Origin of the sequence: Brachyspira pilosicoli (assembly GCF_036997485.1) — a bacterium.
Classification (GTDB): Bacteria; Spirochaetota; Brachyspiria; order Brachyspirales; family Brachyspiraceae; genus Brachyspira; species Brachyspira pilosicoli_C.
Window position 1 is genome coordinate 439,017 of record NZ_JAWLPU010000001.1, and the last position, 13,546, is coordinate 452,562.

The following is a 13,546-nucleotide window of genomic DNA, read 5'->3' on the forward strand; positions in this document are numbered from 1 at the left end:
ATTTTCCAAAAAACAATATTAATCTTTTAAATTAGCTAAAAACTCTTCTATCTTTTTCAAAGCTTCTTCTTCATTTTCTCCATCACAATATACAGTTAAAACAGAGCCTTTCTTTACGCCGAGTGACAATACTTTTAAAAGTGATGAAGCATTAACTTTTTTTCCTGATTCGTTTTCTATTTCTACTTTACAATTAGTTAAAGTTTTTATAAATGTAACAAATTCATTTCCAGGTCTTGCATGAAGGCCTGTTTCATTTTGTATAGTAACTTGTCCTTTAGTCATACTAACTCCTTTTTTACATATTATATATTAAAGTATATCAGTTTTTTATGTTTTGTCAAATAAGAAATATTTTAGTACAAAAAAATATAGATTTTGTATATAAAAGTTAAATACTATAACATAAAAATTATATTCTTCCATAATTGGTATCTATCATATTAAAATATATTCCCTGTAATACCAAATACGGATATATCTTACATTTTAATAATTTTAAATTTGATATGCCGCCTGTAAGAAATATTTTGCTTTTTATATCATATTTTTCTTTGATTGCTTTTTTTATTTCTGAAGCGCTATAGTTTACAGCACCTATTGTATTATAAATAGACCCTGCCACTAAAGCATCTTGAACATTATTATTAATAGGATTTGGAAGAGACGTAATTTCTCCTATTTGAAAATATGGAAGAGAAGTTTTCCTTGATAATGCAAAAGAGCTTGTTTTAGTACCCGGCATAATCATTCCGCCTAAAAATACAAAATCCGAAAGCATAATACTTATTGTGGTAGCTGTACCCATATCTATAACAATAGAAGCATATTTATTTTCTTCGCTAAAACCCTCTAAGCATATAGAAGCATAAGTTGAAAGAAGTCTATCTATACCTACAGAATCTTTAGGCTCATACATGTTATCTTTTAATTTTATATCTTTGTGAGTAACTCTATATACGTCTTTTTTTAATATGTCTTTAACTGATGAAACAAACATATCATTTACTTTAAAAGATACACTGCTGTAAAAAACCTTATCTATGTTTTCGCCAAAATTTTCTTTTATTTCTCTTAAAGTTTTAAATAAACCTAAAGCGTTATGTTCATTAGCATTAAAATATATAGGGTTATGATTATCATCAAATATTGCTGTTTTTATTCTAGTATTTCCAATATCTCCTATCAAATACATTTCTAAGCCCCATTATTATTAATATTATTGCTTTCTAAAAAATTCTTAGTCTTTTCTATTAAAATTTCCTTTTCATTTAGATCAGGTTCATCTAATATTAAATCTAAAAGATAATTAAGTATTTTACCTATCATAGGGCCTTGTTTTAAATTAAACTCTCTAATTAAATCATTTCCATCTATTTTTAAATCTTTTACAGTAATAGCATTTTCTGCCTCTATAATCTTATCTATCCTCGCTAAAAGTTTTGGTATAGCCTTGCTTTCTTTATCTTTTCTCACACCGCTTCCAATCCTATCAGCCTCTCTTAGTTTTAATAAAGGCTTAATATTTTCAACACCCACAGCACGCATAAATCTCCTAACAGCTCCATCAGTCCACTCATCTTGATAATAAAACATATGCTGTCTTACTAAAAGAGTAACAAACTCTATTTCAGCATTAGAATATTTTAATCTTTTCATTATTTTTTTAGCAATAGAAGAACCCACAACCTCATGATTATAATAAACAGGGTCATCCTGCTTTGACACTTTCTTTTGAACCATAGGCTTAGCAATATCATGGAATAATGCTGCAAGTCTCACTAATAAAGTTAATTGGTCATTTTCAAATGGTTCTACGGCTTGTATAGTATGAAGTATATGATAATAAACATCATATTTATGAAACTTATTTTGATTAACACCAAAGCCTTGCATTAACTCTGGCATTATTAAAGGAAGAACTCCTGTTTTTCTAAGTAATTCTATGCCTCTGAAAGGGTTATTTGACAAAAGTATTCCATTAAACTCTTCTCTTATTCTTTCAGCAGCAATAGATGCAAGCATGCCTGTAGAATGACATATAGCTTCAAACGTTTCTTTTTCTATTTCAAAATTGAGTTTTGTAGCAAATCTAATAGCTCTCATTATTCTAAGACCATCTTCAGTAAATCTTTCATAAGGATTGCCCACAGAACGCACAATTTTTCTTTTTATATCTTTCATGCCGTCGAACATATCTATAAGTGTGCCATCTAATACATTATATGCCATAGCATTAATAGTTAAATCTCTTCTTGGCAAATCTTCTTCTATGCTGGATGCATATTCTACTTTATCTGGGTGCCTTCCATCACTATAATTCCCATCACTTCTAAAAGTAGTGATTTCTACATGCATATCTTCTATTATTACTAATACTGTTCCATGTTTTATTCCTGTTGGAACGGTATATTTAAATAATCTTTGCACGTCTTCTGGTTTTGCATCTGTGGTGATATCATATTCATGAGGAGCTATTCCCATTATAGAGTCTCTTACAGCTCCTCCTACAAGAAAGCATTTAAAACCTTCTATATGTAAAATTCTTGCTATTTCTTTTACTGCATGCGGTATGGTTGTAAATATTTTTTTCACTAATTTCTACCCAACTTTTTTACTTTTTATTCTTTATAGTATATACAATTTTTATCTTATTACAAATTTATAAACTAATAAAAACGAAATCATTATATTGATAAAATAACAAAAGTCAAATATTTATTTTAATAAAAAATTATAATTATCTTTTAATTTCAATATTTCTACTTGCTATTATATCAACACCAACAACATTATGAAGAACAACATCTCCAATATGAACAGGAGCATTAACTTCTATATTCTTTAAAGCATTTAAACATTCATTAATTCTTGATTTATCTATAGGCTCTTTCGTTTTTACTGGAAGCATTTTTAAATTTCCATTTTTTACTTTTACTATAGAAGTAACCATTCTTACAGGACGTACAACTTCATCTCTGGCATAAGTGTCGCCTCTTTTGCAAGTGTTTCCGCTTATACTTAAAACATTAGTTCCTTCTAACTCCACAGATAAAGTACATCCCATAGGACAGCATATACAAGTTAATTCTTTTTTTTCCATAATATAAATCCTAAATAAAACATTTTTAAATATAATTAAATATTCAATTATATTAATTATCCTCTATCTTAAACTCGATATTTTTTAAGCTCTCTTTTGAAAGCATAGATTTATCAAGCTTCACAGTCTCCATTTCTCCAGGAGCAAATATCAAATGCTTTTTATGTATCACTCTTTCACCATCAAAATAAACATTCAAAAATTTGTTTTTAAATATATTACCTACTCTAAATCTCACCATTACATGATCATCTACATTTTCAGTATTAATCATAGAAGGAACAGTATATCTCACTCCATTAGAGCCTTTTAGTGAAATAGAGTTTTTATCATCTCTTCTTTTGTTTTTAATTACATAAGAAGCAGCACTTTTTCCTGCAGTTTCAGCCTCTTCAGATACAAAGTCTACTAAGTCATGAACATGAAGAACATTACCGCAAGAGAATACTCCGTCAATATTAGTCTCTAAACTTTCATTAACTATAGCTCCAGAAGTAATAGGATTAATTTCAACACCTATCTCTTTTGAAAGCTCATTTTCAGGAATAAGACCAACAGATAAAAGCAAAGTATCGCAAGAATAATATTCTTCAGTACCTTTAATAGGCTTCATATTCTCATCAACTTTAGCTATTGTAACACCTTCAAGCCTATCTTTTCCTTTGATATCTATTACTGTATGACTAAGTTTAAGAGGTATTCCAAAATCATCCAAACATTGAACTATATTTCTTTTAAGCCCCCCAGAGAAAGGAAGTATCTCAGCTACTACTTTCACTTTGGCTCCTTCAAAAGTCATTCTCCTAGCCATAATAAGTCCTATATCACCAGAACCAAGTATTACAACTTCTTTTCCTGGCATATATCCTTCAATATTAACTAAATGCTGAGCAGCACCTGCAGAAAATATACCAGCAGGTCTAAATCCAGGTATATTCAAAGCACCCCTCGAACGCTCACGGCAGCCCATAGCAAGTATCACAGCTTTGGCATTAATTTCAACTAAACCTTCTTCTTTGTTTATATAAATAATTTTTTTAGTTTTGTCATTATTGAGTACAATGTCCAAAACCATAGTGTTAAGTTTATAATTAATATTTAAATTATAAACTTTTTCTATAAATCTATAAGCATATTCAGGTCCTGTAAGCTCTTCTCCAAATCTATGAAGTCCAAAACCATTGTGTATACATTGATTGAGTATGCCTCCAAGCACCTCATCTCTTTCCAACATAAGCAAATTATCTATTCCATTTTCTTTTGCAGAAATGGCAGCGGCAAGTCCGGCAGGTCCTCCGCCTATAACAACAACATCATAAGATTGCATTTTTTACCTCGTTTATTTTTATATACTAAAAATTGTTAAATTTGTCAATTTTTTGTTGTTCTTTTTCCCGCCTTCGCACCCACAGGCACTCCCGTTGGTCGCTGTGCGGACTTCGTCAAAGTCTTTACCCTTCGCCTACGCTTCGCGAAAGTGCAAGTGTAAAATTAGTGCAAACCACACTAATCTTGTTTTATATATAAAAATATATTATACAAAATACTAACTATTATAAAGCTTCCTTGTCATAACCAATAACTATTTCAGAACCCTTGCCGCATTTTGTAATAGTTAAAGGAGAAACATTAAGCTCTCTTGCTAATATCTCTATAATCTTAGGAGAACAGAAACCGCCCTGGCATCTTCCAAGTCCTGCTCTTACTCTCCTTTTAACTCCGTCAATAGATTTAGCTCCTATTGGGCTTTTTATAGCTTCTACTATTTCTCCCTCTGTAACCTTCTCGCATCTGCAAATAATATGTCCGTATAAAGGATTTTCTTTTATAAGTTTATTTTTTTCTTCGTTAGAGAGAGCGTTAAAATGTGTGATTCCTTTTCTCTTTTCTATAAAGTTTTCTTTCTTTTCTAAATTAGCTTTTTTACTTACAATATCAGCAACCATTAATCCAATAGCAGGAGAAGAAACAAGTCCTGGAGATTCTATACCAGCACAGTCAAAAAATCCTTCACAGTCTTCAACTTCTTTTATAATAAATTCATGATTATCTTCATGAGGGCGAAGTCCGCAGAATGAAGTAATAACTTTATTATAAGGAATATTTTTTACTGTCATTTTAGATTTCTCTATAATCTGAGCAAGTCCGTCAGCAGTAGTATTTAATCCCTCTTTATCTTCTATATCAATGGCAGTAGGTCCAAGCATTATATTACCATGAGCTGTAGGAGTAACTAAAATACCTTTACCCAATTTTGTAGGCAAAGCGAATATAGTTGAAGTAACTAAATTATCAACTTCCTTATCAAGTAAAATATAATCTCCCCTTCTAGGAGTTATATGTATTTTGTTGGCACTCATCATATTATGGAATTTATCTGCATAAACTCCAGCAGCATTAACGATGTATTTAGATTTTATAGTACCATTATTAGTTTCAGCTTCAAAAGTTCCATCATCAAGTTTTCTTATATTTATAACTTCAGTATTAAATTTAAACTCAACTCCATTGGCATGAGCATTCTCAGCATAAGCAATATTCAAAATGAAAGGATCAACTATTCCGCCAGTAGGAGCATACAAGGCAGCACATACATTATCATTTAAATTGGGTTCTTTCTTATGAACTTCTTCTCTGTTTAATATTTGAAGTCCTTCAACTCCATTTTTTATTCCTCTATCATATATAGCCTGTAAATTAGGCATATCTTCTTCATTAGTACAAACAACCAATGAACCATTTTGTTTGAAAGGCACATCAAGGTCTTTTGCTATTTTTGGCATCATCTTATTACCTAATACATTTAGCTTAGCCATAAGTGAACCATTAGCAGCATCAAACCCTGCATGCACTATTCCGCTGTTAGATTTTGAAGTACCAACACATACGTCCTCCCCTCTTTCAACAACGCATATATTAGCTTTATATCTGGATAATTCTCTTGCTGAAGAGGTCCCAGATACACCAGCACCTATTATCAATATATCATACATATCATAATCCTCATATATTAAATACAACACCACTATATAAATAAAAAATCATTTTGAAATATAATAATCAAAAATGTAATAACTACTAATTTTATTTAATACATAAACTATTAAATTCAAAAAAATTATAAAGCCCAGCCTTTAGCTCTTTCAACAGCCTTCTTCCAGCCCATATATTTTTTATTACTCTCTTCTTCTGAAAGTGAAGGACTAAACTCTCTCTCTAATTTCCATTTATTAGATATTTCATCTTTATCCTTCCAAAATCCTACAGCAAGCCCTGCCAAATAAGCAGCACCTAAAGCGGTAGTCTCTGTTATCTCTGGACGAAGAACTTTTGTATTAATAATATCTGCTTGAAATTGCATTAAAAAATTATCTCTGCAAGCTCCACCATCTACTTTTAATGAAGATAGTTTTACTTTACTGTCTGCAACCATTGCATCAATAACATCTTTACTCTGATAAGCAATAGCCTCTTCTGCTGCCCTTATTATATGGCTTCTATTAACCCCTCTCGTAATACCAACCAAACAGCCTCTCGCATACATATCCCAATAAGGAGCACCAAGCCCTACAAATGCAGGTACTAAATAAACTCCGTTAGTGTCTTTTACTTTTGTAGCAAAATATTCAGTGTCTTTTGCATCATGAAGAAGCCTTAATTCATCTCTTACCCACTGTATAACAGCACCAGCTATAAATACAGAACCTTCTAAAGCATATTCAATTTTTCCTTTATATCCAATACCTATTGTAGTGATAAGTCCATTTTTGCTTAGTATAAAATTATCGCCAATATTCATAAGAATGAAGCTTCCAGTGCCATAAGTGTTTTTTGTATCACCCTTATTAAATCCAGCCTGACCAAATAATGCCGCCTGTTGGTCTCCTGCTATTCCTGATATAGGAACTTCTTCTCCGTTAATATTAGCATATCCATAAACACATGAAGAGTCTTTTACTTCAGGAAGCATACTCATAGGTATATCTAATTCTCTTAAAATGTTTTCATCCCATTTTAAGTCTTTAATATTATATATCATAGTTCTTGATGCATTAGTATAATCTGTAACATGCACCTTTCCGCCTGTAAGTTTCCATACAAGCCAAGTGTCTATTGTGCCAAATAATAGTTCTCCTTTATTAGCTTTTTCCCTAGCACCTTGAACATTATCAAGTATCCATTTTATTTTTGTACCAGAAAAATAAGCATCTACTACTAAGCCTGTATTTTCCCTTATATATGTATCAAGACCTTTCTGTTTTAATTCATCACAAATAGGAGCAGTTCTTCTGCATTGCCAAACTATAGCATTATAAATAGGCTCCCCTGTATTCTTATCCCAAACAACAGTAGTTTCTCTCTGATTTGTAATGCCAATGGCTGCTATATCTTCAGGTTTAACTCCTGCAATCTGTATTGCTTCTTGTAATACTCCAAACTGTGTAGCCCATATCTCAGATGCATTATGTTCAACCCAACCTTCATGAGGATAAATTTGTGTAAACTCTTTCTGAGCAACTGAAACCATATTCTGATCATAGTCGAATACTATAGCTCTGCTGCTTGTCGTACCCTGATCTATTGCAACCACATATTTTGACATAATAAATCTCCTTTAATAAATTATCGTTTAGAAAGTATATTCCCTATTGTGACGTCGTAAACAATAGCACCGAAAATTCCACCTACTATAGGACCTATTATTGGAACTATCCAAATATTGCTCCCATCTGTAAGACCGTTGTTTTTAAAGCCAAGTAAAACAGTAAAAATCCTAAGAGCTAAATCGCGAGCAGGATTAATAGCATAACCTTGCATAAAACCAAATGACATGCCTATAGCTGCTACTATAAACCCTATTATTATAGGGCCTAAATTAGCTCCAACAGGAGCATTGTTAGCATCGCCAGTAGCAAGTATTAAAAACATTAATATAAATGCTCCTATAACTTGATTCATAAAATCATATAAAAAACCAGGAACTGCTGGAAAAGTGACAAATACTTTAGCTGTGTTTTCAAAATTAGGATCAACTTCTATCCATTTCCCATAATAAACAGCAAATACTATAGCACCGCCAATAAAAAAACCTATCATTTGAGCTAATATATAATACCAAACTTTAGCCCATTGAAACCTTCCTGTTGAAGCTAAAGCAAGTGTAATTGCAGGATTAAAATGAGCCCCGCTTATTTTACCAGAAGCATATATACCTAAAGTAACAGCAAGCCCCCAAGCAATATGTATGTTAATAGAAGACTCATTATTTCCTATAACTACAGATGCAGCAACCCCGCATCCAAATAATGCTATAAACATAGAGCCAATTATTTCTGCTAAAAATTCTGATTTTTTAGTATACATAACATATCCTCCATAATCTATATTTCTACATTCTTACTATTTATTCTTAATTTATACCTCCTACCCTATATTGTTCGCATACAGGACATCTCTTTGGTGCTTTAGCTTCTTTATGTATATAGCCGCATTTTTTACACTGCCATTTTGATATCTCCTCACTTTTCTCCCCTAAAAAATCTTCAAACATCTTTTTATGGCCTTTTTCTATCTCTGCTACATGTTCAAATAGTATCGCTATATCATTAAACCCCTCTTCTTTTGCTGTCTTAGCAAAGTTTAAATACATCTCAGCAGATTCATAAGTCTCTCCAGCTATAGCATCTTTTAAATTTTCTTCTTTAGATAATATACCATGATAACGCTCAAACCACAATTTACCATGCTCCTGCTCATTTCTTGATGCTTTCTCAAAAGCTAAAGCCAAACTCTCCATCCCCTCTTCTCTTGCCTTATCGGCATAATATATATATTTGCATCTTGCCATTGCCTCTCCAGTAAAAGCTACCTTCAAATTCTCATTAGTTTTTGACCTTTTTAAATCCATATTATCCCCCTAATGATATTAATATTTCATAATTAATAGTATAGAAATTTTATTATCGAAATAAATATTTATAGATAAAAAATGATTTTTTTTATTCCTTTTTATTTCTATAAAAAATGAGAACTAATAATAATTAAATACAAATATACCTAAGGATAGTTTGGTTTATTTAAATAAAATTTAAACAAAATTTGATTGAAAATTAAAATAAAAACATATTTATTGATATTAAAATGATAAATATACATATACTAACTATACCTATAATAATAAATTAATTCAAAAACAAAAATTATACGTTTTATACATTTTTGTAATTCTTATTTTTATTACAGCAACATTTCTTTGATTCGCCAGAACAATTGCATTCTTTATTTATTATTTTTTTCTTTAATGAAAAAAACATTATAATTATTGCAATCACTATTATTATTGGTATTAATATTATATCTATCATTAAATATTACTCCTATATTTTTGTTAGTATATTCTAATAAAATATTAAAACTTGTCAATATTTATTTAATAATAAAATTTTTTAGAATATTTATATGGAATAAACATTTTACTATTTTTAAAATAGTAGTATAATTAACATAAATTTTTATTTAAGGATTTTTATTATGATAGATGTAAAATTAATAAGAGAGAATATCGAATTAGTAGAGGAGAACTTGAAAAAGAGAAGAAGCAAGGTTTCTCTTGATAAGTTAAAAGCTTTAGAACATGAAAGGCTTGATTTATTAAAAGCAGTAGAGCAAGACAGAGCAAAAAAAAATGAATCTTCAAAAAAAGTCGGCGAATGCATGAAAGCTGGAAAGAAAGAAGAGGCAGAAAAAATAAAAGAAGAGATGAAAGCTTTCACTGAATCCTTAAATAAAAAAGAAGAAAAATTGGCAGAATTAGAAGAAGCTGTTAATAACGAAATATTATATTTACCTAATATGCTTTCTGAAGATGTACCTGATGGTGATGATGAAAAAGCAAACAAAGAGATAATAAGATGGGGAGAGCCTCGTAAATTTGATTTTGAAGTAAAAGACCATGTCGATATAGCTGTAGGACTTGATATACTTGATATTGAAAGAGCTGTAAGAATGGCAAGAACTCGTTTTTCACTTATGAAAGGAAAAGGTGCTGCATTAGAGAGAGCATTGATTAACTTTATGCTAAAAAAACACACTTCAGAGCATGGTTATACAGAATATGTGCCTCCTATGCTTGTTAATGGAAGAACTATGACAGGTACTGGTCAGCTTCCAAAGTTTGAAGAGGATTTATTTAAAACTACAGATGACCCTGCTTTATACCTCATACCTACGGCAGAAGTTCCTCTTACAAACATATACAGAGAAGAGATTATACCAGAGAATATGCTTCCATTATATTGTACTGCATATACACCTTGTTTCCGTTCTGAGGCTGGTTCTTATGGTAAGGACATGAGAGGTTTAATAAGACAGCACCAATTTGACAAAGTAGAACTCGTAAAAATATGTACTGCTGACAAATCTAAAGAAGAGCATGAAAAAATGCTTAAAGATGCAGAAAGTATTTTACAGGCATTAGAGTTGCCTTACAGAGTAGTTGTTCTTTCTTCTGGAGATATAGGAAATGCTGCTTACAAAACTTTTGATATAGAAGTTTGGCTTCCTTCACAAAATATGTATAGAGAAATTTCAAGCGTAAGTAACTGTTGGGATTATCAGGCAAGAAGGATGCAGATGAGAACAAGAAGAAACGGCAAAACAGAATTAGTACATACATTAAACGGTTCTGGAATTGCTGTTGGAAGAACTTGGATAGCTATACTTGAGAATTATCAGCAGGCAGACGGAAGCGTAATAATTCCAGATGCTTTAAGACCGTTTACTGGTTTTGATAAAATAGAAAAGGTTAATTAATGCCATCATCTAAAGACTTTCTTAATATAGTATTAAACAAACTAGATTCTTTAGATGATATTAATTATAAACAGATGATGGGTGAATACATAATCTATTATAACAAAAAAATAACAGCTTATGTATGCGATAATCATCTTTTTATAAAGCCTACTGATAAGGCAAAAACTTTAATAAAAGATTATATATTAAAGCCGCCTTATAAAAATGCTAAAGATATGATATTTATAGAAGATATCAATAAATATGATGATGATTTCTTTGAGCATTTATTCAAAGAGATTTATGATGAGCTTCCTTCTATAAAGAAAAAAGCTAAAAGTAAAAAATAAATAAAAACATTAAAGTGCATATCCTAATTTAAGGTTTGCACTTTTTTATTGCTTCAAAAGTTATAGATTTTTTTTATTGTTCTTTTTCCCGCAGCAAAAAGTTGCAAAAAGTGCAAGTATTTAGTTATATATCTAGTAAATAAATATATGTAAAATAATAATATATATTTATGGCTATACTTCATAAAAATGCAATTTTTTTGGTTCTTTTATACCAATACCGAAGGTACTTCCTACGGTCGCCAAAAGAATTGGGGTACCATAAGGGCACGCTTCGCAGTGGGCAAAGCCACCACTAATAAAAAACTTAAAAAATATTTTCTTACAAACTAAAATCAACATATTCTAAAATAACTATATTTTGTTATATGATTTTTTTATTCAACTTTTTCCCGCCGCAAAAAGTTGCAAAAAGTGCGAGAGTTTTAGACTTGCATGTTTGGAATATATATTAATATAAAATGATATTACTATTTTATTGCAGTTATTTTGCTTCTTTGATACCAATAAAAGAAGTGGGGGTTGTGGCAAAGCCACCACAAAAATAAAAATTTCTTTAACGCACGGTAAACGAAATTTTTAATATAAATTGATTAATTAATATAATTTTTACTATATATAAAAATCAGCTAACCGTGCGTATAATAAAACTACTCTAAATAAGCATTAAAAAATCTGTATAACCCCTGAGAATCATATTCTACATTTTTTAATTTTGGTGAAACTAATAATGCTTCAGAATAAAAATATATAGGTATAATAGCATTATCATTCATAAAAATGTTTTCTGCTGAATGAAGTGCATGCATTCTTATATCATTATTTTTGTTTGTTGAGGCAATATCAATATATTCATCAAAAGTTTTATTTGAATATGAGCCGTAATTATTTGGAGCATCACTTTTAAAAATGTTTAAAAAGTTAATAGGGTCATTATAATCAGCATACCATAAATAAACAGCTAAATCAAAGTTTCTGTCATACATATTTTGAAGATATGAAGCCCATTCATGTTTAACCACTCTCACATCAATATTTAAATTTTCTTTAAGCATACTCTGAACAGCATCAGCAATATTTATGTCAAATTCTCTTGTAGCTATAAGCAAATCAATAACAGGGAAGTTTTTGCCATTTTCGTATCCTGCTTCGGTTAATAATTTTTTAGCTTCTTCTATGTTTTTCTGATAGTTGGAAGATATTATATATTCTCCTCCTTTTTTTCTGAAATCTCCTTCAACATCATTAATTCCATAAGGTACTAAAGCTCCTGCAGGGCTTTCGCCGCATTTAGTAATAGAGTTTACTATATATTCTCTGTCAATGGCTAATGATAATGCCCTTCTTATATTTACATCTTGTAAAACTTTTTTATTATTTAAATTGTATCTATAATAGTAGGAAGCAGCAACTGGAACAATATGAACTATTCCTTTTTCTTTTAAAGTTTCAATATCTTTTCTTGGAAATGGTTTAGCAAAATGAATAGAGCCATTAAGAACTCCAGCTAAAGAAGTATTAGGTTCTTCCATCAAAAGAAAAGTTAATTTATTTGGTTTTATGTTTTCATTATTCCAATAATTAGTATTTCTTTCAAGTATTATGCTTTTATCGAAATTCCTTTCAGTCATTTTAAAAGCACCGTTGCCAATATATGTTGCAGGTTTTAAAGTCCATTCATCGCCGTATTTATTTATTATATCTTCACGTACAGGATAAAACGGAGGATAAGCAGCAAGCTCTAAAAAGTATGCTGTTGGGCTATTTAATTCTACCTCAAATGTATAAGCATCTATTGCTGTAACCCCAAGCTCTTCTATAGTTTTTTCGCCGCTTATAACATCTTTAGCATTTTTTATAACTTCAAAATAATAACTGTATTTGTTGGCAGTTTTCGGATCAACAGCACGCCTCCAAGTATAAACAAAATCATTTGCAGTAACAGGCTTTCCATCGCTCCATTTAGCATTGCTTCTTATATGAAAAGTGTAAATATTTCCCTCTTCATTTATATCCCAGCTTTCAGCAGCTCCTCCTATTATTTTATTGTTGGCATCTTTTTTTGTAAGTCCTTCAAAAGCATGAAGAATATATATCATAGTTAAATTATCAGTGTTTAAAGTGGGGTCAATAGTTAAAGGTTCTGGAGCGAGATTTATAACAATTTCATTATTTGTAATTATTTCTTTTTTAGAACATGATACGATTAAAATCATTAATAAAATAGCAGTAATTATTTTTTTAAGCATCTGTTTTTCCTTTGAATTAATTTATAAAAAGTACACTGATATTTATAATT

Annotated in this window: 13 protein-coding genes; 2 read left to right on the plus strand and 11 right to left on the minus strand. The window is 30.4% G+C overall.

Annotation, left to right across the window (positions count from 1 at the left end):
• Nucleotides 1-18: 18 nt before the first annotated feature.
• From R4I97_RS01885 to R4I97_RS01930, 10 genes are all read right to left on the minus strand, one after another.
• Entirely contained in the window at nucleotides 19-285 is a 267-nt protein-coding gene (locus tag R4I97_RS01885) for an HPr family phosphocarrier protein (RefSeq protein WP_335783443.1), read from the minus strand.
• 127 nt (nucleotides 286-412) lie between these two features.
• Nucleotides 413-1,195 (minus strand): type III pantothenate kinase, encoded by a 783-nt coding sequence (locus tag R4I97_RS01890; protein ID WP_335783444.1) that lies wholly within the window; start codon nucleotides 1,193-1,195, stop codon nucleotides 413-415.
• Between the two features lie 2 nt (nucleotides 1,196-1,197).
• On the minus strand, nucleotides 1,198-2,595 hold the full coding sequence (locus tag R4I97_RS01895) for a CCA tRNA nucleotidyltransferase (RefSeq protein WP_335783445.1): 1,398 nt from the start codon (nucleotides 2,593-2,595) through the stop codon (nucleotides 1,198-1,200).
• 145 nt (nucleotides 2,596-2,740) lie between these two features.
• Nucleotides 2,741-3,103, minus strand: coding sequence for a DUF1667 domain-containing protein (locus R4I97_RS01900; protein WP_335783446.1), 363 nt, complete (start codon nucleotides 3,101-3,103; stop codon nucleotides 2,741-2,743).
• 52 nt (nucleotides 3,104-3,155) lie between these two features.
• Nucleotides 3,156-4,430: an NAD(P)/FAD-dependent oxidoreductase gene (locus tag R4I97_RS01905; protein WP_335783447.1), complete on the minus strand. Its 1,275-nt coding sequence runs from the start codon at nucleotides 4,428-4,430 to the stop codon at nucleotides 3,156-3,158.
• Nucleotides 4,431-4,656: 226 nt separating this feature from the next.
• Nucleotides 4,657-6,096, minus strand: a complete 1,440-nt coding sequence (locus R4I97_RS01910; RefSeq protein ID WP_335783448.1) for an NAD(P)/FAD-dependent oxidoreductase — start codon at nucleotides 6,094-6,096, stop codon at nucleotides 4,657-4,659.
• A gap of 125 nt (nucleotides 6,097-6,221) precedes the next feature.
• A complete protein-coding gene (glpK, locus tag R4I97_RS01915) occupies nucleotides 6,222-7,706 on the minus strand; it encodes a glycerol kinase GlpK (protein ID WP_335783449.1) in 1,485 nt (494 codons plus the stop codon).
• A gap of 20 nt (nucleotides 7,707-7,726) precedes the next feature.
• Complete coding sequence (locus tag R4I97_RS01920; protein ID WP_335783450.1) at nucleotides 7,727-8,467, minus strand: MIP/aquaporin family protein; 741 nt, start codon at nucleotides 8,465-8,467, stop codon at nucleotides 7,727-7,729.
• 46 nt (nucleotides 8,468-8,513) lie between these two features.
• On the minus strand, nucleotides 8,514-9,011 hold the full coding sequence (locus R4I97_RS01925) for a rubrerythrin family protein (protein WP_335783451.1): 498 nt from the start codon (nucleotides 9,009-9,011) through the stop codon (nucleotides 8,514-8,516).
• Between the two features lie 301 nt (nucleotides 9,012-9,312).
• A complete protein-coding gene (locus R4I97_RS01930) occupies nucleotides 9,313-9,468 on the minus strand; it encodes a hypothetical protein (protein ID WP_335783452.1) in 156 nt (51 codons plus the stop codon).
• A gap of 166 nt (nucleotides 9,469-9,634) precedes the next feature.
• Between R4I97_RS01930 and serS the strand changes: the two genes are divergently transcribed.
• Both serS and R4I97_RS01940 read left to right on the plus strand, forming a co-directional pair.
• The gene (gene serS / locus R4I97_RS01935) at nucleotides 9,635-10,915 is read left to right on the plus strand and encodes a serine--tRNA ligase (protein WP_335783453.1); all 1,281 of its coding nucleotides are present in this window, start codon (nucleotides 9,635-9,637) and stop codon (nucleotides 10,913-10,915) included.
• Nucleotides 10,915-11,247: a TfoX/Sxy family protein gene (locus R4I97_RS01940; protein ID WP_335783454.1), complete on the plus strand. Its 333-nt coding sequence runs from the start codon at nucleotides 10,915-10,917 to the stop codon at nucleotides 11,245-11,247. Before serS ends, R4I97_RS01940 begins: the two co-directional genes overlap by 1 nt.
• A gap of 650 nt (nucleotides 11,248-11,897) precedes the next feature.
• Here the strand turns inward: R4I97_RS01940 and R4I97_RS01945 are convergent.
• The gene (locus R4I97_RS01945; RefSeq protein ID WP_335783455.1) at nucleotides 11,898-13,496 is read right to left on the minus strand and encodes a peptide ABC transporter substrate-binding protein; all 1,599 of its coding nucleotides are present in this window, start codon (nucleotides 13,494-13,496) and stop codon (nucleotides 11,898-11,900) included.
• Nucleotides 13,497-13,546 lie beyond the last annotated feature (50 nt).

Bases quoted from the DNA above. Each gene is read 5' to 3' on its own strand.
- R4I97_RS01900 (WP_335783446.1), bottom strand. From the start codon at position 3,103: ATGGAAAAAAAAGAATTAACTTGTATATGCTGTCCTATGGGATGTACT.
- R4I97_RS01925 (WP_335783451.1), bottom strand. From the start codon at position 9,011: ATGGATTTAAAAAGGTCAAAAACTAATGAGAATTTGAAGGTAGCTTTT.
- glpK (WP_335783449.1), bottom strand. From the start codon at position 7,706: ATGTCAAAATATGTGGTTGCAATAGATCAGGGTACGACAAGCAGCAGA.
- R4I97_RS01910 (WP_335783448.1), bottom strand. From the start codon at position 6,096: ATGTATGATATATTGATAATAGGTGCTGGTGTATCTGGGACCTCTTCA.
- R4I97_RS01930 (WP_335783452.1), bottom strand. From the start codon at position 9,468: ATGATAGATATAATATTAATACCAATAATAATAGTGATTGCAATAATT.
- R4I97_RS01940 (WP_335783454.1), top strand. From the start codon at position 10,915: ATGCCATCATCTAAAGACTTTCTTAATATAGTATTAAACAAACTAGAT.
- serS (WP_335783453.1), top strand. From the start codon at position 9,635: ATGATAGATGTAAAATTAATAAGAGAGAATATCGAATTAGTAGAGGAG.
- R4I97_RS01920 (WP_335783450.1), bottom strand. From the start codon at position 8,467: ATGTATACTAAAAAATCAGAATTTTTAGCAGAAATAATTGGCTCTATG.
- R4I97_RS01905 (WP_335783447.1), bottom strand. From the start codon at position 4,430: ATGCAATCTTATGATGTTGTTGTTATAGGCGGAGGACCTGCCGGACTT.
- R4I97_RS01885 (WP_335783443.1), bottom strand. From the start codon at position 285: ATGACTAAAGGACAAGTTACTATACAAAATGAAACAGGCCTTCATGCA.
- R4I97_RS01890 (WP_335783444.1), bottom strand. From the start codon at position 1,195: ATGTATTTGATAGGAGATATTGGAAATACTAGAATAAAAACAGCAATA.
- R4I97_RS01945 (WP_335783455.1), bottom strand. From the start codon at position 13,496: ATGCTTAAAAAAATAATTACTGCTATTTTATTAATGATTTTAATCGTA.